The organism is Kitasatospora sp. NPDC004240 (assembly GCF_053603215.1).
Genome location: NZ_JBSGFD010000100.1, coordinates 1 through 21,472 on the forward strand (window position 1 = coordinate 1; position 21,472 = coordinate 21,472).

Genomic DNA, 21,472 nt, shown 5'->3' on the forward strand with positions numbered 1-21,472 from the left:
ACCGCATAAGAAATTGTCTCCGGTTGTAATTGAGTTCATCAGTGTGGAATTCCGTTCAGGGGACGAGCCGGTGGAGCACGTCCGTCCCGCCACCGAGGGCCGGGACGGCGTGCGCGGCGATCGCGGCTCCGCCGGCGCCGAGCAGGACCCCGGTGCCGGCCAGCAGCAGCTGTTCGGCGACGAACATCCGGGCGACCTGGCCGGCGGTGAAGCCGAGCGCCTTGAGCAGGGCGATGTCGCCGGTCCTGGCCCTGATCCGGGCGCCGGCCGCGCCGGCCACCGCGAGGGCGGCCGAGAGCAGCGCGGCCAGCCCGCTGAGTCCGAGCAGCAGGCCGGCCAGCCGGTCGTCCTGCTGCCGCGCGGCCCGGGCGTCCAGCCAGGTGGTGATCCGGGAGACCCGGTCGGCCCCGAGGATGCTGACCACCCGCTGGGCGGTGTACCCGGCGTCGTCGGGGTGGGCCAGCCGCAGGCCGACGGTGAGGCCGTGCGCCGCGCGGTCCGGCTGGACCAGGTCGAGGGTGGCGGGCGGGCCCCAGCCGAGGTCGTGGCCCGCAGCCGGGGCGGGGAGCTGGTCGGGGCTGTCCGCGATGCCGAGGACGCGCAGTTCGACGGGCGCGCCGTGGCTGTCGAGGACGGTCAGGACGTCACCGGGGCGGGCCCAGGCGGCCTCGGCCGCGGACTCCTCCAGCACGACGCCGTGGGCGTCGCCGGGGTCGAGCCAGGTCCCGGACCGCAGCGACGGGCGGGCCGCCCCGGGGGTGTCCGCGCGCAGCACGAGCGTGGTGCGGTCGGCCGCGCGCGGCCCGATGAGTGTGGTCTCGGCCGTGTGCTGGGGCGGTGACACCGCGAGGACGCCGGGTTCGCGGGCGAGTACGGCGGCGGACGGCTCGTCGCCGTCGCCCGCGGCGGACGCGGACGGCCGGAGGTCGATCCGGACGTGGGGCGATCCGGCGTCCCGGAACTGCCGCTGCCACGGGTCGGCGGCGACGCCGAGGAGCGCGCCGGCGAGCAGCAGCGCGGCGACGGTGCCGCCGGTGGCGAGGACGATCAGCAGGGCGTGGAGGCGGTGCGAGCGCAGGTCGGCCCGGATCCAGCGGAGGAGTGCGCGCACCGGCTCACCCGCCGAAGTCGATGACGTCGCGGACCCCGTTGGCGCTGCGCCAGGCGGCCGGGGGCTCCTCCACCCGGGCGTCGTCGGCGATCCGGCCGTCGAAGAGGCTGACGACCCGGTCGGCGGTGCTCGCCGCGCGGGCGTCGTGGGTGACCAGCACGATGGTGGTGCCCTGCTCGTGGTAGCGGCTGAGCAGGGCGAGGACGTCGCGGGTGCTGCGGCTGTCGAGGTTCCCGGTCGGCTCGTCGGCGAGGAGCAGCTGCGGCCGGTTCACCAGCGCGCGGGCCAGGGCGACCCGCTGGCGCTCGCCGCCGGAGAGTTCCCCGGGCCCGGCGGCGGCCTTGTGCGCGAGGCCGAGGTCCTCCAGGAGTTCCCGGCGGCGTTCGCGGGCGGTGCGGCCGGACACGCCGGCGAGCAGCGCGGCCAGTTCGATGTTGTCGGCGACGGAGAAGTCGGGGAGCAGGTTGCCGCTCTGGAAGACGATGCCGTACCGGCGGCGGCGCAGCCGGGCCCAGGCGGACTCCCGCAGGCGGTCCACCCGGCGGCCGTCGAGCCGCAGCTCGCCCTCGTCGGGCCGCAGCAGACCGCCGAGGAGGTGCAGCAGGGTGGACTTGCCCGCGCCCGAGGGGCCGGTGACGGCGACGAACTCGCCCCGGTCGATCCGCAGACTGACGCCGCGGACCGCGGGTATCAGGGTCGAGCCGCTCAGGTGCGAGCGCACCAGGGCGTCGGCGGCCAGCAGCGGCGGCGTGGTCGGCTCCGCGCCGGTCATGTGAGCTCCTCCTGGCAACGCTCCAGCCAGTCGAGGTCGGCCTGCAGGTGCAGGACGGCGCCCTCGATCAGCAGCAGCGAGGTCCGGTTGCCGCGCTCGGTGGCGGCCAGTTTGTTGAGTCCGCGCATCATGTTGATGCAGTGCCGGCGCTGGTTGTTGATCAGTGTCAGCTGGTCGGCGAGGTCGGTGCCGTCGGCCAGGACGAGCTTCATGAAGAACTCGTCCCTGACCCGCGGCCCCTCGGTCGGGGCCTCGAACCAGCCGGCGAGTTCCTCGGTGCCCTTCTCCGTGATCTCGTAGACCTTCTTGTCCGGCCTGCCCTCCTGCGTCACCTCGGTGCCGCGGATCAGGCCGGACTTCTCCAGTCGGCTCAGGGTCACGTAGATCTGGCCGATGTTCGGCTGAGGGTACGCCGCGCCGAAGGTCTGCTCAAGACCCTGCTTGAGCTCGTACCCGTAGGCGGGCTGCCGGGCCAGCAGCGCCAGCAGCTGATGGCGCACCGGGCGTCACCTCTTCCTCTTCGCTGGTTACACCTCGGTCACACAGTACGGGCAGGTGGGTGCCCCCGAGCAGGGAGGCCGTATAAAGGGACGTGCGTCGACGCCCGCCCGCGCCGGCCGACCGAAGGAGCTCCATGGAAAACCGGCCGCCCACCGGGCCCGTCCTGAGCCGTCGGCGTGTGACGCGCGCGCTGGCGGGCGGGGCGGCGGTGCTCGCGGCCGGGGGCGCGTCCGCCTGGTACGGCCTGGCCGGACGCTCGGAGGCGGCGGGCGACCCGGACGGCGTCGGGCCGGTCACGCTGGCCACCGGACGGGACACCACCCACTACCTGCGCGGGCTGCTGGCCGACTGGAACGCCGAGCACCCGGACCAGCCCGCCGAGCTGGTCGAGCTGCCCGAGGCGGCGGACGAGGTGCACGCCCAGCTCGCCGGGGAGTCGGCGGCCGGCGGCGGCCGGTTCGACGTGCTCAACCTCGACGTGGTGTGGACGGCCGAGTTCGCGGCCCGCCGCTGGACGGTGCCGCTGGACGAGTCGGACTTCGCGCTGGACAGCTTCCTGCCGCCGGTCGTCAAGGCCGGCCGCTACGACGGGCGGCTGCACGCGGTGCCGTTCGTCGCCAACGCCGCGCTGCTGTACTACCGCAGCGACGTGCTGGCCGCCGCCGGTGAGCGGCCGCCCACCACCTGGGACGAACTGGCGCGGCAGGCGAGGACGCTGGCGCCCGCGCACGGGCTGTCCGGGTACGCGGGCCAGCTGAGCCCGTACGAGGGCCTCGCCGTCAACGCGCTGGAGGCGATCCGCTCGGCCGGCGGGGACCTGCTGTCCGCCGACGGCGCGGTGGTCGTCGACAGCCCGCAGGCCAGGGCCGGGCTGGAGTTCCTGGCCGGCGGCGTGCGCGAGGGCTGGATCCCGCCGGAGGTGCTCGGCTACCAGGAGGAGGAGTCCCGGGCGGCCTTCGGGCGCGGCGGTCTGCTCTTCCTGCGCAACTGGCCGTACGTCTACCACGCGGTGGGCGCCGCGGGCTCTCCCGTCCAGGGGCGGTTCGGCGTGGTGCCGCTGCCCGGCCCGCACGGGCCCGGCAGCGGTGTGCTGGGCGGCTCGGGGCTGGCGGTCAGCCGGTTCTCCCGGCACCAGCGCACCGCGCGGGCACTGATCGCCCACCTGACGGGCCGGCGGGCGCAGTACCGCGTGCTGGCCGAGGGCGGACTGCCGCCGGTCTGGGCCGACCTCTACGCCGATCCGGAGCTGACGGCCCGGTTCCCCTACCTGCCCGTGCTGCGCACGGCGATCCTGGCGGCCGGGGCGCGCCCCGGTGTGCCGCAGTACCAGCAGCTGAGTCTCGCGTTCAGCGAGACGGCGTTCGAGGTCGTGTCGGGCCGTCGGACCGCGGAGGCGGCGCTGCCCCGGCTGGCCGAGGAGCTGCGCGCCATCGTCGGCTGAGCCGACCTCGCGGGGCCGGTCGGCCCTCTCTGCCCGGCCCCTACCCGCCGGTACCTAACATGTATCTATCTCCGAGCCGAGGTGTCTCCTCGTAGCTCCTGGAAATCCTTGCCTAACAAGGGCTTAACAGCGGCCATCTCTGCCTGCTATACCTAACGCGAATGCATAACCGTTGGAGTAGCGAGATGCCTCACACCCTCCCCGACGGCGACGCGGCCCCCATTCCGCACGCCCGTCCCCACGCCCCCGCCGGCACCCACGCCCCCGCCGGCACCCACGCCGCCGGCGCCGTCCGTGCCTGGTGGCGGGACGCCGTGATCTACCAGATCTACGTGCGCAGCTTCCGCGACACCGACGGCGACGGCGTCGGCGACCTCGCCGGCGTCCGGGAACAGCTGCACCACGTGCGGCAGCTGGGCGCCGACGGCGTCTGGCTCAACCCGTTCTACGTCTCGCCCCAGCACGACCACGGCTACGACATCGCCGACCACTGCGCCGTCGACCCCGTCTACGGCGACCTCGCCGAGTTCGACCGCCTGGTGACGGACTGCCGGCTGCTCGGCCTCAAGCTGGTGCTGGACGTCGTCCCCAACCACTGCTCCAGCGCGCACCCGTGGTTCCGCAAGGCCCTGGCCAACGGCCCCGGTAGCCCCGAGCGGGCGCGGTTCCACTTCGCCGACGGGCGCGGCGAGGACGGGGCACTGCCCCCCAACAACTGGCGGGCCATGTTCGGCGGCCCGGCCTGGACCAGGGTCACCGAGGCCGACGGCCGGCCCGGTCAGTGGTACCTGCACCTGTTCACCCCGGAGCAGCCGGACTTCAACTGGCGCGACCCCGACATCGCCGCCCACTTCGAGGAGGTGCTGCGGTTCTGGCTGGACCGCGGCGTCGACGGCTTCCGGATCGACGTGGCGGCCGGGCTGTACAAGCACCCCGACCTGCCGGACTCACCCGACCCGGACGCCGACGAACGCACCCGCGACTCGGTCAACCCGCTGGCCTGGAACCAGCCCGAGGTGCACGGCGTCTGGCGCCGGTGGCGCGCGGTCTGCGAGGAGTACACCGCCCGCGACGGCCGCCAGCGGCTGCTGGTCGGCGAGGCCTCGGTGCCCACGCCGGCGGAGCAGGCCCTGTACGTGCGCCCCGACGAACTGCACCAGGCCTTCTTCTTCCACCTGCTGCACGCGCCCTGGGACCTCGCCCACTTCCACCGGGTCATCGACGACGCCGTACGGGACATCGCTGCCACCGGATCCACGGTCACCTGGGTGCTCAACAACCACGACCAGGTCCGTACGGTGAGCCGCTTCGCGGGGGAGGACCCCGCCTCGGGCCCCTCCCGGGCCAGGGCCGCCGCCCTGCTGATGCTGGCGCTCCCCGGCGCCGCCTACATCTACCAGGGCGAGGAACTCGGACTCCCCGAAGTCCTCGACCTGCCATCCGAGTCGATCACCGACCCGATCTTCCACCGCACCGGCAGCCGGACCGGGATCCGCGACGGCTGCCGGATCCCACTGCCCTGGTCGGGCGCCGAGGCCCCGTTCGGCTTCAGCCCGCCGGACAGCCCGGCCGCCCCCTGGCTGCCGCAGCCGGCCGCGTTCGCCGCCCACACCGCCGAGCGTCAGCGGGCCGACGCCGGATCCGTGTTCCACCTGTACCGCACCGCCCTCCAGCTGCGCCGTGAACTCCCGCAGCTCGGCGAGGGCGCGCTGCGATGGCTGGAGACCCCGCCCGGGGTCCTCGCCTTCGTCCGCGGCGAGGGCCTGGTGTGCGCCGTCAACTTCGGCGACACCCCCGCGCCCGCCCCGGTCGCCGGTCCTCCCCTGCTCGCCAGCGGCCCGTGCGAGGACGGCCTCCTGCCGCCCGGCACCGCCGCCTGGTGGATCAAGTCCCTTCCGTCCATCGAGATCTGACGATCGATCATCCCGTGAACCCTCCCACCCGCCTCACGAAGGAAGACCCGACGATGAGACTCCGCAGCATGCTCCCCGCCCTGGCCGCCTCCGTCGTCCTGGCCGCCACCGCGACCGCCTGCGGCAGCGGCGGCGGCACCGCCGCCGACTCCGCCACCCAGGAACTCAAGGGGCAGACCCTGACCGTCGCCGCCGTCTGGAGCGGCGCCGAGCAGGAGAGCTTCAAGAAGGTGCTGGACGCCTTCACCGCGAAGACCGGCGCCACCGTCAGCTACACCTCCACCGGTGACAACCTCTCCACCGTGGTCGGCAGCAAGATCGAGGGCGGTGACCCCATGGACGTGGTCATGGTCGCCCAGCCCGGCGTGATCAAGCAGTTCGCCGACAAGGGCTGGCTGGCGCCGCTCCCGCCCGCCGTCACCGACATCGCCAAGAAGAACTACGCCGGTGTGTGGTCCGGCCTCGGCACCGTCAACGGCACCCAGTACGGCCTCTACTTCAAGGCCTCCGACAAGTCGACCGTCTGGTACAGCCCCACCGCCTTCCAGAACGCCGGCGTCCAGCCCCCGGCCACCTTCGAGGAGCTGCTCAAGGTCGCCCGGACGCTCTCCGACTCCGGCACCCCGGCCTTCTCGGTCGCCGGCCAGGCCGGCTGGCCGCTGACCGACTGGTTCGAGAACGTCTACCTCTCCCAGGCCGGGCCCGAGCTCTACGACAAGCTCACCCGGCACGAGATCCCGTGGACCGACCCGTCCGTCATCAAGGCCCTGACCACGCTCGGCAAGGTCTTCGGCGACCGCCAGCTCGTCGCGGGCGGCGGGCAGGGCGCCCTCCAGACCGACTTCCCCACCTCCGTCCAGCAGGTCTTCGGCGCGCAGCCCAAGGCCGCCATGACCTACGAGGGCGACTTCGTCGGCGGCGTCATCGCCTCCGAGCTGAAGAAGAAGGTCGGCACCGACGCCAAGGTGTTCCCCTTCCCCGCCGTGGACGGCGGCAAGGCCCCGGTGGTGGGCGGCGGCGACGCGGCCGTCATCCTCAAGGGGGCCAAGCACGCCGAGGCCGCGCAGAAGTTCGTCGAGTTCCTGGCCGGCCCCGAGGCCGCTGCCGTCTGGGCCAAGGCCGGCGGCTTCATCTCGCCCAACAGGACGGTCGACCTCGCCGTCTACCCCGACGACACCACCCGGCAGTTCGCCAAGTCGGTCATCGACGCCGGCGACGCCTTCCGCTTCGACATGTCGGACCAGGCCCCCGCCGCGTTCGGCGGCACCGCGGGCCAGGGCGAGTGGAAGGACCTCCAGGACTTCCTCGCCAACCCCTCCGACGTCCAGGGCGCCGCGGCCAGGCTCGAAGCCGACGCGGCCAAGGCCTACAAGGGCTGATCCACCATGTCTCTGCGCTCATCCCGCAGGGGCCGGGCCTCCGGTGGCGCCGCCCGGCGCCACCGGGGCCTCGCCCTGCTGTTCGTCCTGCCCACCCTGCTGCTGCTCGGCGCCCTCGTCGTCTACCCCATCGGCTACTCGGTGGCGCGCAGCCTCTTCGACGCCTCCGGCGACCGCTTCGTCGGGCTCGACAACTACGGCGCCGCCTTCACCGACGACGCCACCCTCACCGCCGTGCGCAACAACGCGATCTGGGTCGCCGTCGCCCCGGCGCTGGTGACGGCGGTCGGCCTGGTGTTCGCGGTGCTGACCGAGAAGATCCGCTGGGCCACCGCGTTCAAGCTGCTCGTCTTCATGCCGATGGCGATCTCCTTCCTCGCCGCCGGGATCATCTTCCGCACGGTGTACGACGCGGACCCGCAGCGCGGTGTGCTCAACGCCGCCGCGGTCGCCGTCCACGACACCTTCAACGACCGGCCGACCTACCCGGGCGCCCGGCCGCGCCCCGACGGCGGCCTCGACCAGGCCGGGGGCGACGTCAGGGCGCCGGCCGCCACGCGCGTCGTGCTGGTGCCGCTGGTCGGCGTGCAGCCCGGCACGCTCCCGGCCACCGCCCGTACGGCCCGGGAGCCGGCCGTCGGCGACGGGGTCGGCGGCACGGTCTTCCTGGACTTCGTGCCCGGCGGGGGCGGCCGGCCCGGGCAACTGGACGCCGGGAAGAAGGGCCTGCCCGGGATCGAGGTCCAACTCCGGGACGGCGACCGGACGATCGCCACCACGACCACCGCCGACGACGGCACCTTCCGGTTCGCCGCCGCCCCGTCCGCCACCACCTCGGTGGTGCTGCCCGCGGCCGACTTCGCCGCCCCCTACCGCGGCGTCGACTGGCTCGGGCCGGCGTTCATCACCCCCGCCATCATCGGCGCCTACACCTGGATCTGGGCCGGCTTCGCCATGGTCATCATCGCCGGGGGACTGGCCAACCTGCCCCGCGAGACCATCGAGGCGGCCAGGATCGACGGCGCCGGCGAGTGGCAGATATTCCGCCGCATCACCGTGCCCCAACTCGCCCCGGTCCTCGGCGTCGTGTTCATCACGATGGTCATCAACGTGATGAAGATCTTCGACCTCGTGTACATCATCGCGCCCGGGCCGGTGCAGCAGGACGCCAGCGTGCTCGCGCTCCGGCTCTACCTGGTCTCCTTCGGCGGCGGCAACGACCAGGGCCTCGGCAGCGCACTCAGCGTCCTGCTGCTGCTCCTGGTCGTCCCGGTGATGCTCCTCAACGTCCGACGCTTCCGAGGGAGCCGCTCATGACCACCACCCGGACGGCCCCGGCCGCCCCCACCACCCCCGCGCCCGCCGGCCGGCCCGCCGTACCGCTCGTCAGCAGGCTCGCCGCCCTCACCCGCAACGGCGTCGTCCAGGCCGTGCTGACCGTGGCCGCCGTCGCCTGGCTGGTGCCCACCGTCGGCCTGCTGATCTCCTCGCTGCGGCCCAAGCAGCTCGCCGCCACCGGCGGCTGGTGGACGGCGCTGACCGAGCCCGCCCAGCTCACCCTGCAGAACTACACCGCGCTGCTCGGCGGCGGCGACGTGCCCGAGGCGCTGTGGAACACCGTACTCATCAGCGTCCCGGCGACCCTGCTGACCGTCGCGCTCGCCGCGGGCGCCGGCTACGCCTTCGCCTGGATGCGCTTCCCCGGCCGGGACGCCCTCTTCCTCGTCGTGGTCGGACTGCTGGTCGTCCCGGTGCAGGTCGGCCTCATCCCGGTCGCCAAACTGGAGGGCGCCCTCGGCCTGTTCGGCACCATCCCCGGTGTGGTCCTGTTCCACGTGGGCTACGGGCTGCCGTTCGCCGTGTTCCTGATGCGCAACCACTTCCTGGACATCCCCGCGGAACTCCTGGAGGCGGCCCGGATGGACGGCTGCGGGGAGTGGCGGATCTTCCGCACCCTCGCGCTGCCGCTCGCCGCGCCGGCCGTCGCCTCGCTGTGCATCTTCCAGTTCCTCTGGGTCTGGAACGACATGCTGGTCGCGCTGATCTTCGCCGGCAACGAGTCGCAGCCGCTGACCGTCTACCTGCAGTCCCAGATGCGGCAGTTCGGCAGCAACATGGACATCCTCGCGCCCGGCGCGTTCCTGTCCCTGCTCGTTCCGGTGGGGGTGTTCCTCTGCTTCCAGCGGTTCTTCGTCCAGGGGGCGATGGCCGGATCCGTGAAGTGACACCGGTGGGGCGACGGTGGGCTGACGCCGGGTCGACACGGGCCGGGGGCGATCTGCGATCATCCGACGGGCGGCTCCGTGATCGTGATCCCGTGATCGTGATCCCGTTCCACGGGTGGTCCCCGGACCGATAGCGTCTGCTCGGGACGCGCGAGGTGGGGACGGCCGCGCCGGGGCGTCGAGGGGAGCGTGGGAGCATGCAGCCGTTGGAAGCGGACGATCCGCGGCAGCTGGGCGAGTACCGGCTGCTGCGGCAGCTCGGGGCGGGCGGGATGGGCCGGGTCTACCTCGGCCGGACCGGGGGCGGGCGGACCGTCGCCGTCAAGGTGGTCCGCCGGGACCTGGGCGGGGACCCCGAGTTCCGGGCCCGGTTCCGTCAGGAGGTGGCGGCCGCCCGGCGGGTGGGCGGTACCTGGACGGCGCCCGTCCTGGACGCGGACACCGAGGGCGGGCACCTCTGGGTGGCCACCGGCTACGTCGCCGGGCCCGCGCTCACCGCCGCCGTGCACGAGTTCGGGCCGCTGCCCGAGCCGGCCGTGCGGACCCTCGGCGTCGGCCTCGCCGAGGCGCTCGCCCATGTGCACGGCCTCGGGCTCGTGCACCGGGACGTCAAGCCGTCGAACGTGCTGCTGACCCTGGACGGGCCGCGGCTGATCGACTTCGGCATCGCCCGCGCACTGGACTCCGGCACGGTGCTCACCCAGTCCGGCCAGGTGTTCGGCTCGCCGGGCTTCATGTCGCCGGAGCAGGCGAACGGGCTGTCCGCCGGGCCGGCCAGCGACGTCTTCTCGCTCGGCGCGGTGCTCGCGTACGCGGCGACGGGCACGATGCCGTTCGGCTCCGGGGTGAGCGCGCCCGTCCTGCTCTACCGGGTGCTGCACGAGGAGCCCGACCTCTCCGGGCTGGACGGCCCGCTGGACGCCATCGTCCGCGCCTGCCTGGCCAAGGACCCGTCCGCCCGCCCGACCCCCGGTCAGCTGCGGGAACGGCTGGACGCCGACGGCGCGGCCGCCGCCCGGCTGGGGCACGGGGACTGGCTGCCGCCGGCGCTCGCGGCGGCGGTCGGGCGCAGCGCCGTACAACTGCTGGACCTGGAGGGGGAGCGGGACGCGGGGGGCGTGGCGGCGGCGCCGGTGGCGGCGGCCGGGACCGGGGCTTCCACCGGGGGCCGGACGGTCGCCGAGGCGGCGCGGGCGGCGCGGGCGGCCGAGGTGGCGAAGGCCGTACCGGGCGGCGGCGGTACGTCCGGCGTGCACTCCGGGCCCGGTGCGTCCGGGTTCGGGCCGCCGTCGATCCCGCCGGGCTTCGGCCCGCCGACCGCCGGGCCGGTCGGGCCGGTCGGGCCGTACGCGTCGACGCCGCTCCCCGCCCCGGGCCCGATGCCGTCGGCACCGGTCACGGTGCCGGGCTACGGTCCGTACCCGCCGCAGCCGCGCGGCCGGCGGGGGTACGGTGCGCTGGCGGCCGTACTGGCCGTGGTCCTGCTGCTCGGCGGCGGATACCTGCTGGTCGAGCGGCTGAGGGGCGACGACGGGAAGAGCGCCGGGCAGGCCGCCGGGCCGAGCGCCCCGGCCCCGGGGAGCAGTGGTCCGGCCGACGCCGGCACCGCGCCCGGCGCGGCCCCCACGGCCGCGGGCATCGTCCCCGCGAAGTACCTCGGGACGTGGGTCGGCGAGAAGAAGGCCGCCAACGGGGACGTCACCACCGTCACCCTCACCATCGTCCAGTCGGCGCGGAGCGAGGAGAAGAGCAGGATCCGCGCCGAGACGCCCAACACCGGCATCTGGTGCGAAGGCGCGTGGACGCTCACCGACGCCAGCGAGAGCCGGGTCTCGTACGCGTCGCGGCAGACCGGCTCCTCGAACGACGAGCAGTGCATCTCCGGCGGGTCGCTCTACCGCCTGATCACGGTGGTGGACGGCACGCTCCACTACAGCATGGACCTGCTCAAGCCGGACCAGTACATGGTGCTGCAGAAGAAGGACTGAGACCGACCGGCAATAGGGGTGCGGCGTCGCGGACCGGCAGGAACCGATCACCCCTGACCACCCGTCATCTTCACGGGGAGTACACGAAACAGGCACGCCTCCCCCCGCCGCACCGACATCCGAGGAGATCCATGGCCGACACCGTCAACTCGCTGGTCGCCCGTGTTCACGAACTGCTGGTGTCACTCCTGACCAACGGCCCCGGCACGGCGGCTCCGGCGCCGGGCGCCGCCTCCTCGCTCCTGCGTACGTTCCTCGGGGCCCCGCGGGGCATCGACGTCGCCGCGGGTCTGCGCGACATCATCACCCGCGCCACGGCGCTCGGCCCCGACGGCGCCTTCCTCGTCGCGGCGGGCCATTCGGGCCTCGGCGGCATGGCCGTCGCACGCGGGCGGGCGGACCAGGCGATCTTCCATCTCGACGCCGCGGTGAGCGCCGGCTACAACGACTGCGTGGCGCTCCACGTCGCCCCCATCCGTCCGCTGCACCGCGATCCGCGCTTCCAGGCGCTGTACCGGCGGATGCGCGTCACCGAGGCGGACCTCGACGAGTTCTTCTGGCTGCACCAGGAGATACGGATCATGACGCGGGAGGCCCAAGACGCGACCGTCGACAACATCGGCCGCCTCGACACCGGGGTGTCGACGCTCCCGCAGGCCCCCATGCCCACCCGCGAACCGCATACCCCCGGCGTCCTGATCACCCGCATCGATCTCGCCGCGACCCAGACCGCGCTCCAACAGGCCGCTCTGAAGGCGGAGTTCCAGCGGAGCTCCGGCAACACCAGCCTCGGTCTCATCGACGACACCTGGGACTACCCGCAGGCCAGGCGCGACGCCTGGCGCGCCGACGAGTGGGACGAGCGGCGCCAACGGGCCGCCGAGGCGCGGGCCTTCGTCGAACGCCCCGGCGTCGGTACCACGCTGCTCCCCTGCCCGCCGCTGGGCTCGATCACCTACCCGGCCTGAGACCGGGGCCGGACGGAGGTCGCGGCCGGACGGCTCGGGTGGTACGCGTCGGGGAGCGTGCCGCTCTCGCGGCGGCTTCCGTTCGCCTGCTCCCAGGTCAGCGCCCTGGGAGCAGGCCGGTGGTCAGGCCGTCACGCCGCGGGTGACGGGCCGCCGGGGCGGTGCTCACACACCGAGGCGGGCGAGGAGCAGGCGGGCCCGCCGGGTCTTGGCCTCGGCGCGGTTCTTCAGGTACAGCGCGTGGGCGAGGCGGTGCTGCTCGGCCTCCCGCATCCGCTCGTTGATGATGGCGCGCGCGGTGTCGAGGTGGTAGTTCATGGCGGTCGTTCCCCCTGCCTGCGGTCGGCCTGCCGATGGCTTCAGCATCAGCCCCAAGGCCTCCCTTACGCCTATGATTCTACACCATCATTCGACCTTTGCCTGTCAATTAATGGCCGTAGCGGGTTGTTGTCCTGTTGTTCAAAGGCCCTTCGATGGGTGAGCGCAGGGTGTGCCGGATGTGGCCGTCCGTCGACCGGCGCCGGTCCCGGCCCGGGGAGTCGTGGGGGTCGGGGAGCCGTTCTCCCCGAACGGCCGCCGGCGCCGGCGGGCCGCTGGGATACTCGGCCCATGCCTGCAGAGGTGGAGCCTGAGCGGACGTCGGAACAGCGGCCGGTGCCGGTGAAGGGCGATGCCGGAGGGCGCGGTGGGCGGGTGACCGGCCGGCCGGAGCCCGCGGTGCTGCCCCCGTGGCTGCGCCTGCGGCTCGGGCTGATCGCGGCCCTCGCCGCGTCGGTGGTCGCCGTGCTCGGGATCCTGAACGCCGGCGAGAGCGGGCCCGGCACGGTGGACACCCGGATCCGGGCGGCCGTGGAGGGTGCGGGGCCGTCGTGGCGGTCCGTCGCCCTGGCGCTGGATTACCTGGGGGAGCCGGTGGGGGCCGCGATTCTGGTCACGGTCGCGGTGACGGGCTGTCTGGTGCTCCGGCGTCCTCGTGCGGCGGTGTTCCTCGTCGCCGCCGTCGGCCTCAGCGTGGGAACGACGACACTGCTCAAGCACCTGCTGGGACGCACCATCCACGACGGGTCGCTGTCCTACCCGAGCGGGCACACGGCCTTCCTGACCGCGCTCGCCCTCGTGGTGGCGATGCTCGCGCCCCTGGGCCGGGGCCGGGACCGAGACGGTCTCGGCCCCGGCGGAGACCCCGGCCCCGGCCCCCGCCCCGGCCCCGGCAGGGCGGTCGGCACCCTGTTCGTGCCCGCCGCGGCGCTGGTCGCCGGCGCCGCCATGGGCTGGGCCCAGGTCGCCCTGGACGCGCACTACCCGACCGACGTCATCGGCGGCTGCTGCACCGCGCTGGCCGTGGTGCCGGCGACCGCGTGGCTGGTCGACCGGAGCGCCGACGTCGTCCGGCGGGAGCGCGGCTGACGTCGCGTCACGTCGGCGGGACGCGCCGCCGGCGTCAGGCGAAGCGCCGGAACACGGGCTTCACCGGCCGCCCGGCGAGCCAGGGGGTCGGGTCGCCGGCGTCCAGCGCCTTCCGGTACACGGCGCACGCCCGGGCCACCACGTCGACGGTGTGGTCGATGTCGGCGTCGTCGAGCGCGCCGCTCACCACGAACGACGGTGCCAGCACCCCGCCCGCGAGGAGCTGGCGCAGGAACAGGGTGCGGTAGGGCTGCGAGGGCTGCAGGTCGTCGTCGAGGGTGGCGAAGACCAGGTTGCTGGCCCGGCCCCGGACGACGACGTGGTCGCCGACGCCCGCGCCGGCGGCCACCTCGCGGACACCGGCGGCCAGGCGCTCGCCGAGGGCGTGCAGCCGGGCGGTGACGCCCTCCTCGACGTAGACGCTCTGCACGGCCATCGCGGCGGCCAGCGCGTGCGTCTCCGCGCCGTGCGTGGTGGACAGCAGGAACACCCGGTCGCCGGAGTGACGCAGCCCGCCCCGCTCCATCAGCTCGCGGCGCCCGGCCAGCGCGGCGACGGCGAACCCGTTCCCCAGCGCCTTGCCGAACGTGGAGAGGTCGGGGACCACCCCGTACAGGCCCTGGGCGCCCGCCTCGGACCAGCGGAAGCCGGTGATCATCTCGTCGAAGACCAGGACGCAGCCGTGCCGGTCGGCCAGCTCGCGCAGGCCGGCGAGGTACCCGGGCGGCGGTTCGGTGTGGCCGGCGGGTTCGAGGACCAGGCAGGCGATCTCGTCCCGGTACCGGGTGAGCAGTTCCTCCGTGGCGGCCAGGTCCCCGTACGGGAACGTCACGGTGAGCTCGGTGGTCGCGGCCGGGATGCCGGCGGACATCGGCGTGGTGCCGATGAACCAGTCGTCGACGGAGAAGAACGGGTGGTCGCCGCAGACGGCCACCCGCGCGCGCCCGGTGACGGCGCGGGCGAGCCGTACGGCGGCGGTGGTGGCGTCGGAGCCGTTCTTCGCGAACTTCACCATCTCGGCGGTCGGCACCGTGGCCAGGAAGCGTTCCGCGGCGTCGACCTCCACGATGGACGGCCGGACGAAGTTGCCCCCGCGGTCGATCTCCCGCCGCACCGCCTCCAGCACCCGGGGGTGGGCGTGGCCGAGACTGACCGACCGCAGGCCGGAGCCGTACTCGATGTAGCGGTTGCCGTCGACGTCCCACACATGGGCGCCGCGGCCGTGGCTGATGACCGGGGCCAGGTGCTCGGGGTACTGGTCGTCGCCCTTGGCGTAGGTGTGCGCGCCCCCGGGGATCAGGGCGTGCAGCCTCTCGTTCGCCGTCCGCGACCGGGGCAGGTGGAACTCCTCGCCGTCCTCGGCGCCCACGCCGCTCACCTCTCCCCGTCGCGCAGGACCTCGGCGAGGCCCGGGGCCTTGCGGTCCCGCTCGGACATCGAGGTGACCGGCAGTGGCCAGGGGATGGCGAGTTCCGGGTCGTCGTGGGCGATCGTGACGTCCTCGGCCGGATCGTGCGGGCGGTCGATCCGGTACGAGACGTCGGCGACGTCGGTCAGCGCCTGGAAGCCGTGCGCGCACCCCGCCGGGACGTAGAGGGTCGTCTGCGTCTCGCCGGACAGCTCGAAGAAGGCCCGGTTGCGGTAGGTCGGCGAGCCGGGCCGCAGGTCCACGACGACGTCGAAGACCCTTCCGTACGAGCACCGCACCAGCTTGGCCTCGCCCTCGCCGGAGCGCAGGTGCAGGCCGCGCAGCACGCCCCCGACCGAGCGGGACACGCTGTCCTGGACGAAGGCGTCCGGGTCGAGGCCCACCGAGCGGACCACGTCGGCGTCGAAGGTGCGGCAGAAGAAGCCGCGCTCGTCCGCGTACGGCGTCGGTTCGAACAGGAACGCACCGGCGATCGCCGGGACTTCGGTCGCTTTCATGTGGCCTTCCGCAGGTCGTGGTCGTGGTCGTGGTTCTGGGCATCGGCGTGGCCGTGGCCATGGGCGGCCGCCGGGAAGAGGGCGGCGGTCAGGGCGGCGAACTGGTGCTCCAGGCGCCGGGCGGCGGCCAGGTTCCGTTCGGCGAGGGTCCGGCGCAGCTCCGCCGATCTCTTCTCCAGCTCCCGGAACCGCTCCAGCAGCCGGTCGGCGTCGACCTCGCGCGCCGGGTGGCAGAACTCGCCGAGGCCCATGTCCGCCATGAGCGCCTCGCTCTTCGCCGCGTAGCAGAGGGCGAGCACCGGCGTACCGGTCTTCAGCGCGCAGATCAGGTTGTGGTACCGGACCGCCACCACGCTGTCGGCGGCCGCCGTCTCCGTCATCAGGTCGGCCAGCGAGGCCGGTTCGGCGGCGGTGACCAGGGGCGAGTCCACCGCGTCGAGGACCGCGGTGACCACCGACGCGTCGCACGCGTCGCCGGTGAGCAGCCGCACCGGCCTGCCCTCCTCGACCAGCGCGCGGACGAACCGGATCGTCCCGTCGAGGTAGCGCCGGTGGATCTCCTCGGCCCGGGCGCGGTCGTCGTTGCCGCCGTGGAAGTCCATGACGCCGACGCAGACCGTGCCCGGCGCGCCCGAGGGCGGGCCCGCCGGCGGCGCCGGCAGGGAGAACGCGAGGTCCGGGTAGACCTGGTCACGGCCGGTGTCCACGCCCATCGCCCGCATCGCGTCGCGGGAGGGGGCGTCCCGGTACGACCGGTAGGCCGCCAGCCGTGCCGACCGCCGCACCAGGGCCCGGGTCGGCCGGTCGCGGATCCAGGCGGCGCCGACGCTGACCAGCGCGACCCGGGTGCGCAGCAGCCGGCCGCTCGCGCAGAGCAGGAACAGCGCGTACGGGAAGCCCCACGGCCGCAGCGGCAGGGTGGCCTCCAGGACGCCCATGCCCGGCACGATCACCACGTCGTGCCGGCGCACCCAGGCGGCGGTGCGGACGGCGTCGACGAGTTTGCCCAGGCCCTTCGCCGCGATCGCGCCCGCCCGCGACGCGGTCCGGTACTCGGCGCGGTTCCAGTGCAGCCGCGTGGCGGGGATCCGGAACCGGGCCGTCACGGCCTCGGGCCCACCGCACAGCGCGTCCACGACCGCCTCCGGGTGCTCCCTGCGCAGGTACCCGAGCAGGGCCTCCAGCGACCCGTCGTTGCCGAGGTTGCCGGAGCCGAGCAGCCCGAACACCCCGACCCGCACCGGCCCGCCGTCCGCGGCCGTCATGACCGCCTCCCCTCGCGGCCGGCCACCAGGGCGTCGACGCAGACGCCGAGCGCGGCCGGGTCGACCGGCGCGCGGTCCTCGACCCGCTCGCCGCCGCCGCCCGGCCGGGCCCGGCTGCTCATCCAGGCGGCCAGGTGCCGGCGGCAGGCGCGCCGGTCGGCCGGGGAGATCGGCGCCCGCCCGATCGCCGAGACGAAGCCCCAGACGTACTCGGCGAGCAGCCGGGGCGTCGGGTGCAGCAGGCCCGCCCGGCGCGGGTCCAGGTTGACGCACCGGGAGCGCTTGGAGGGGTTGGCCCGCTCGGCGCGGGTGGGGTGGTCGCGGCGGAAGTACAGCAGCTCCGGCACCTGGTGGAAGGGCCCGTGCAGGCCGATCTCGGTGACGTAGGTGCGGTCCGCGTGGTGGTAGCTGTCCATCGGCTTCACCCGGCGCAGCACATCGGCCCGGATCACCCCGTAGAAGTCGTCGCCGCCGGGCTCGAACAGCATGCTGCGGAAGCGCTCCGGCGCGTGCGGCGAGGCGGTGGCGAGCCCGTACTCGTACGGGACCTTCACCTGGCCGTCGCCGTCGATGACCGCCTGGTCGGCGTGCGCGAGGATCACCTCCGGCCGCTCGTCCAGCGCCTCCACGCAGCGCAGCAGCAGGTCCCGGCCGTACAGGTCGTCGTGCGAGGCCCACTTGAACAGCTCGCCGCGGGACTCGGCGAGCACGTGGTTGTGGTTCGGCGTGGCCCCGATGTTGCGGGGCAGCCGGAGGTAGCGGATGCGCGAGTCCCGCGCGGCGTACCGCCGGCAGATGTCCTGCGTCCCGTCGGTCGAGGCGTTGTCGGAGACGACCAGCTCGAAGTCCTCGTACGTCTGGCCGAGCAGGGCTTCGAGCGACTCCGCGAGGTACTCCTCGCCGTTGTACACGGGCAGGCCGATGCTCAGCCTGGGTCGGGCGGTCATGAGGTCCTCACTTCGGGATCGCCGTTCTCTACTTCGGGGGTGGGGGCGCCGTGGTGCTCGCGCACGGCCGACCGCAGGTGCAGCCACCACACGGCCGAGCCGCTGACGGTCGCGGCGGCGACGCCCCAGGCCGAGCCGACCGCGCCGCCGGCCACCGCCCCGCCGAGCCCGCCGCCGGCGTAGCAGGCGGAGGCGAACAGCTGGCAGCGCAGACTGCGCCGGGCCGCGCCGAGCGCGCGCAACCCGGCCGCGGCGCCCGTGCCGAGGCCCGCGCCCGCGACGCCGAGGGCGATCGGCACGATGAGCTCCGAGGCGGAGGGCCAGACGCCGCCGAGCGCCAGCTCGCCGAGCCGGCCGGGCATCAGCAGCAGCGCCGCGCCCCAGAGCAGCGCGCCGGTGGCCTGGCCCCCGCCCAGCAGCAGGCAGAACCGGCCGAGCCGGTGCGGGGCCTGCCGGAGCACCCGGGCCGCCTCCGGGACGGTGACCAGCGAGAGCCCCATGAGCACCGCCAGGAACGGGCCGATCAGCAGCTCGGCGCCCCGCACCGCACCCACCGCGCCGACCCCGACGATCGCGCCCAGCCCGTACGCCCGCAGCTGGCTCGCGCCGCTGAGGCTGACGTTCTCGACCAGGTAGCGGTAGCCGAGGTCGCGCTGCTCGCGCAGCCACCCGCGCGCCCCGGCCGGCCGGGGCCGGATGCCGGACTGGAGGTAGCCGTACCCCGCCGCCACCGTGGCGGACGCGCCCCAGGCGAGCACGAAGGCGGCCACGCCGCCCGCCCGCGCCGCCAGGACCATGGCGGGGACGAGCGCCACGCCCCACACGACGTCGTTGACGAACGCCTTGCGCCCGGCGCCGGCGGCGAAGAACGCGAACCGCCAGGCGTCCTGGAGCAGCAGCCCCGGCACCACCACACCGAGGGCGGTGAACGCGGACCCGACGGTGCCCCCCAGGCCGAGCCCGGCCACCAGGCTCACCGCGCCGACGACCGCGCCGACGCCCAGCGCGGTACCGGTCGACCGGGCCACCGCCGCACGCCAGGACGCGTCCGGCACGCCGCTGAAACGCACCACGAGCGGATCGGTGGCCAGCCCGCGGGAGACGTTGAGCAGCACGCCGTACGTCACCCAGGCCAGGCTGAACACGCCGAACGCGGTCACCCCCAGCGAGCGGGCCACGTAGACGCCCACCACGAAGTTGCTCACGCTGGAGGCCGCCTGGTCGGCCAGGCCCCAGGACAGCCGGCCGACGAGGGCCCGCCGGGCGCTGCGGCGGGCCGCTCCCGGAGGGTCCGCCGTCGTCGTCCTCGTCCCCCCGGTGGTCATCGGCGTCATGCCTTGATCAGCCCGGCGTCACGCAGGGCGTCGGCCGCGGCGGCGACCGAGTCGAAGGGCAGCCCGGACCGCTCGGCGACGTCCAGCAGGCCGTGCTCGCCGTCGGAGAGGCTGAGCACCCAGAGCATGGCCAGCTGGGCCTGCTTGGCGTCGCTGCGCCCGCCGAGCGAGTCGTACAACCCGCGCCGGCCCAGCTGCGGTTCGCCGTACGGACTGAGGTTGACGTAGCGCCGGTTGCGGTCGAGGACGGCGAACGCCTCGCGGCAGACCGCCAGGGTGTCGGCCATCGCCTCCGGGGAGACGAAGTCCGGGTCGTCCGCCGAGGTGTGGTACTCGGGGTACCCGGCGTACGGGGTCCGGCTGAGCGAGCCGACGCCCAGGTCGAACCCGGGCGAGCAGTACTGCCGCTCGTCGTAGCCGTACGGCGTGAACGGGGTGACCCGGTGCGGGCGCCCGGACGTGCCCAGGACGTGCTCCAGCACCCGGTCGATCTCCGCGTCGCCGCGCCGGCTCCGCTTGTACGTCAGCTGCCCCCGGTCGCCGGCGCAGGCCAGCACCAGCCCGTGCTTCACCCGGTCGATCCGCTCCGCGTTGCGGGCCAGCCAGGTGATCGCCCCGATGGTGCCGGGCGCGAAGACGAACCGGTAGGTGTGGTAAGGCGACCGCTGCGCCAGCTCCCGCGCCAGGAAGACCGCCACCGCGACGCCCGCCAGGTTGTCGTTGGCCAGCGAGGGGTGGCAGACGTGGCAGGAGACGATCACCTCGTCGGCGACCTGCCCGGGCACGACGTGCTCGGCGTAGGTGAGGTGGCCGTCCGCCAGCGTGGAGTCGATGCGCACCTCGTACTCGCCGTCCGGCATCGCGTCCAGGGTCTCCTGCGCGAGACAGAACCCCCATTCCGGCGTGTAGTAGCTGGTGCGGTACGGCACCCAGCCCGGGTGCTCCGGCAGGGTGTGCAGGTGCCCGCGCAGCTCGGACAGCGGCATGGTGGCCGCCACCGGGACGCTGTAGCCGAGCACGTGCAGGCTGGACGCGGCGAAGTCCACGACCCGGCGGCCGGAGGCGTCGGCGATGTACGCGTCCCGGATGTTCCACTCCTGCGGCACCGTCCAGTCGAGCACCCGTGTCCCGGTCGGCACCTCGTGCACCCGCAGCGGGAGGTACTCGCCGACGATGTCCAGGGTGGCGCGCACGCCGTCGCCGGTGATGCTCCGGCAGAGCGGGTACAGCCGCTCCACCAGCGCGTGCATCCGCTCGCCCACCGCGGTCACCGGCGCCACCGCAGGGTGTCGTCGACGGTGCCGGCCCCGGACGCCGAGCGCAGCACGGCCAGCCGGGTGAAGCGCTGCTCGAAGCCCTCCCTGGTCAGCCCGAACCTCCGGTACGCCTCGGCGAGTTCGAGCGCGCCGCGCTTCACCGTCCACTCGCAGTCGAAGCCCGGCAGCGCGTCCCGGAACCGGGAGAAGTCCACCCGGTAGGAGCGCGGGTCGGCGCCGTTCTCCCCGGTGATCACCACCTTCGCGCCGTCCACCGCCTCGGCGACCTGCCCGGCGATCTCGGCGACGGTGACGTTGTTGGCCTCGCTGCCGATGTTGAACGCCCGGTCGTGCACCGCCTCCCGGGGCGCGACCAGCGCGGCCGCGAAGGCCCGCGCGATGTCGGCGGCGTGCACCAGCGGACGCCACGGGGTGCCGTCGGAGAGCACCAGCACCTCGCCGGAGAGCAGCGCGTGGCCCACCAGGTTGTTCAGCACGATGTCGGCGCGCAACCGGGGCGAGAAGCCGAAGGCGGTGGCGTTGCGCAGGTACACCGGGCTGAACTCGCCGTCGGCCAGCTCGTGCAGGTCGTCCTCCACCCGCACCTTGGACTCCGCGTACGGCGTCACCGGGCGCAGCGGGGCGTCCTCGGTGACCAGCTCGTCGCCGCCGGCGGCGCCGTACACCGAGCAGGTCGACGCGTACAGGAAGCGCCCCACCCCGGCGTCGCGGGCCAGCCGGGCCAGCCGCACGGAGGCGTGGTGGTTGATGTCGTAGGTGAGGTCCGGCGCCAGCGAGCCCAGCGGGTCGTTGGACAGCGCGGCCAGGTGGATCACGGCGTCCACCCCCGCCAGGTGCTCGGCGGTGACGTCCCGCAGGTCCACCCGGTGCCCCGGCGGGTCGGCGGGCGCCGGGCCGAGGACGCAGTCGGCGAACAGGCCGGCGTCCAGCCCGACGACCTCGTGGCCGGCGGCCGCGAGGACCGGGGCCATCACGGTGCCCAGGTAGCCCTGGTGTCCGGTCAGCAGTACGCGCATGG

Annotated in this window: 19 protein-coding genes; 8 read left to right on the forward strand and 11 right to left on the reverse strand. The window is 74.3% G+C overall.

What is annotated here, in order from left to right; genetic code table 11:
- Positions 1-55 precede the first annotated feature (55 nt).
- The 3 genes from ACWEQL_RS25050 to ACWEQL_RS25060 are packed head-to-tail and all read right to left on the reverse strand — an operon-like array spanning position 56 to position 2,383.
- Positions 56-1,111: an FtsX-like permease family protein gene (locus ACWEQL_RS25050; RefSeq protein WP_452152552.1), complete on the reverse strand. Its 1,056-nt coding sequence runs from the start codon at positions 1,109-1,111 to the stop codon at positions 56-58.
- Between the two features lie 4 nt (positions 1,112-1,115).
- On the reverse strand, positions 1,116-1,883 hold the full coding sequence (locus ACWEQL_RS25055) for an ABC transporter ATP-binding protein (RefSeq protein WP_452152553.1): 768 nt from the start codon (positions 1,881-1,883) through the stop codon (positions 1,116-1,118).
- Positions 1,880-2,383, reverse strand: a complete 504-nt coding sequence (locus tag ACWEQL_RS25060; RefSeq protein WP_452152554.1) for a PadR family transcriptional regulator — start codon at positions 2,381-2,383, stop codon at positions 1,880-1,882. The genes ACWEQL_RS25055 and ACWEQL_RS25060 overlap by 4 nt, the downstream gene beginning before the upstream one ends.
- Before the next feature lie 134 nt (positions 2,384-2,517).
- Between ACWEQL_RS25060 and ACWEQL_RS25065 the strand changes: the two genes are divergently transcribed.
- The 7 genes from ACWEQL_RS25065 (at position 2,518) to ACWEQL_RS25095 (ending at position 12,298) form a co-directional block, all read left to right on the forward strand.
- Positions 2,518-3,825, forward strand: coding sequence for an ABC transporter substrate-binding protein (locus ACWEQL_RS25065; protein WP_452152555.1), 1,308 nt, complete (start codon positions 2,518-2,520; stop codon positions 3,823-3,825).
- Between the two features lie 185 nt (positions 3,826-4,010).
- Entirely contained in the window at positions 4,011-5,738 is a 1,728-nt protein-coding gene (locus ACWEQL_RS25070; protein ID WP_452152556.1) for a glycoside hydrolase family 13 protein, read from the forward strand.
- 53 nt (positions 5,739-5,791) lie between these two features.
- Positions 5,792-7,117, forward strand: coding sequence for an ABC transporter substrate-binding protein (locus ACWEQL_RS25075; RefSeq protein WP_452152557.1), 1,326 nt, complete (start codon positions 5,792-5,794; stop codon positions 7,115-7,117).
- Between the two features lie 6 nt (positions 7,118-7,123).
- Positions 7,124-8,434 (forward strand): carbohydrate ABC transporter permease, encoded by a 1,311-nt coding sequence (locus ACWEQL_RS25080; RefSeq protein WP_452152558.1) that lies wholly within the window; start codon positions 7,124-7,126, stop codon positions 8,432-8,434.
- Positions 8,431-9,342 carry a carbohydrate ABC transporter permease gene (locus ACWEQL_RS25085; protein ID WP_452152559.1) on the forward strand — a complete coding sequence of 304 codons (912 nt, stop codon included), beginning with the start codon at positions 8,431-8,433 and terminating at the stop codon, positions 9,340-9,342. The genes ACWEQL_RS25080 and ACWEQL_RS25085 overlap by 4 nt, the downstream gene beginning before the upstream one ends.
- Before the next feature lie 197 nt (positions 9,343-9,539).
- Positions 9,540-11,330 (forward strand): serine/threonine-protein kinase, encoded by a 1,791-nt coding sequence (locus ACWEQL_RS25090; protein WP_452152560.1) that lies wholly within the window; start codon positions 9,540-9,542, stop codon positions 11,328-11,330.
- Between the two features lie 131 nt (positions 11,331-11,461).
- The gene (locus ACWEQL_RS25095) at positions 11,462-12,298 is read left to right on the forward strand and encodes a hypothetical protein (protein ID WP_452152561.1); all 837 of its coding nucleotides are present in this window, start codon (positions 11,462-11,464) and stop codon (positions 12,296-12,298) included.
- Positions 12,299-12,463: 165 nt separating this feature from the next.
- Here ACWEQL_RS25095 and ACWEQL_RS25100 read toward each other — a convergent pair whose 3' ends face one another.
- Positions 12,464-12,616: a hypothetical protein gene (locus ACWEQL_RS25100; RefSeq protein ID WP_452152562.1), complete on the reverse strand. Its 153-nt coding sequence runs from the start codon at positions 12,614-12,616 to the stop codon at positions 12,464-12,466.
- A 375-nt stretch (positions 12,617-12,991) separates the two neighbouring features.
- Between ACWEQL_RS25100 and ACWEQL_RS25105 the strand changes: the two genes are divergently transcribed.
- Positions 12,992-13,705, forward strand: coding sequence for a phosphatase PAP2 family protein (locus ACWEQL_RS25105; protein WP_452152576.1), 714 nt, complete (start codon positions 12,992-12,994; stop codon positions 13,703-13,705).
- Between the two features lie 34 nt (positions 13,706-13,739).
- Here ACWEQL_RS25105 and ACWEQL_RS25110 read toward each other — a convergent pair whose 3' ends face one another.
- Genes ACWEQL_RS25110 through ACWEQL_RS25140 form a run of 7 tightly spaced genes read right to left on the reverse strand, consistent with a single transcriptional unit; the run spans position 13,740 to position 21,470 of the window.
- The gene (locus ACWEQL_RS25110) at positions 13,740-15,074 is read right to left on the reverse strand and encodes a glutamate-1-semialdehyde 2,1-aminomutase (protein ID WP_452152563.1); all 1,335 of its coding nucleotides are present in this window, start codon (positions 15,072-15,074) and stop codon (positions 13,740-13,742) included.
- Positions 15,075-15,079: 5 nt separating this feature from the next.
- The gene (gene rfbC / locus ACWEQL_RS25115) at positions 15,080-15,631 is read right to left on the reverse strand and encodes a dTDP-4-dehydrorhamnose 3,5-epimerase (protein ID WP_452152564.1); all 552 of its coding nucleotides are present in this window, start codon (positions 15,629-15,631) and stop codon (positions 15,080-15,082) included.
- Entirely contained in the window at positions 15,628-16,896 is a 1,269-nt protein-coding gene (locus ACWEQL_RS25120; RefSeq protein ID WP_452152565.1) for a polysaccharide pyruvyl transferase family protein, read from the reverse strand. Before ACWEQL_RS25120 ends, rfbC begins: the two co-directional genes overlap by 4 nt.
- Complete coding sequence (locus ACWEQL_RS25125) at positions 16,893-17,843, reverse strand: glycosyltransferase family 2 protein (RefSeq protein ID WP_452152566.1); 951 nt, start codon at positions 17,841-17,843, stop codon at positions 16,893-16,895. The genes ACWEQL_RS25120 and ACWEQL_RS25125 overlap by 4 nt, the downstream gene beginning before the upstream one ends.
- On the reverse strand, positions 17,840-19,168 hold the full coding sequence (locus tag ACWEQL_RS25130) for a hypothetical protein (protein WP_452152577.1): 1,329 nt from the start codon (positions 19,166-19,168) through the stop codon (positions 17,840-17,842). The genes ACWEQL_RS25125 and ACWEQL_RS25130 overlap by 4 nt, the downstream gene beginning before the upstream one ends.
- 5 nt (positions 19,169-19,173) lie before the next feature.
- Positions 19,174-20,457, reverse strand: coding sequence for a DUF4910 domain-containing protein (locus ACWEQL_RS25135; RefSeq protein WP_452152567.1), 1,284 nt, complete (start codon positions 20,455-20,457; stop codon positions 19,174-19,176).
- Positions 20,445-21,470 (reverse strand): NAD-dependent epimerase/dehydratase family protein, encoded by a 1,026-nt coding sequence (locus tag ACWEQL_RS25140; RefSeq protein ID WP_452152568.1) that lies wholly within the window; start codon positions 21,468-21,470, stop codon positions 20,445-20,447. Before ACWEQL_RS25140 ends, ACWEQL_RS25135 begins: the two co-directional genes overlap by 13 nt.
- Positions 21,471-21,472: the final 2 nt, after the last annotated feature.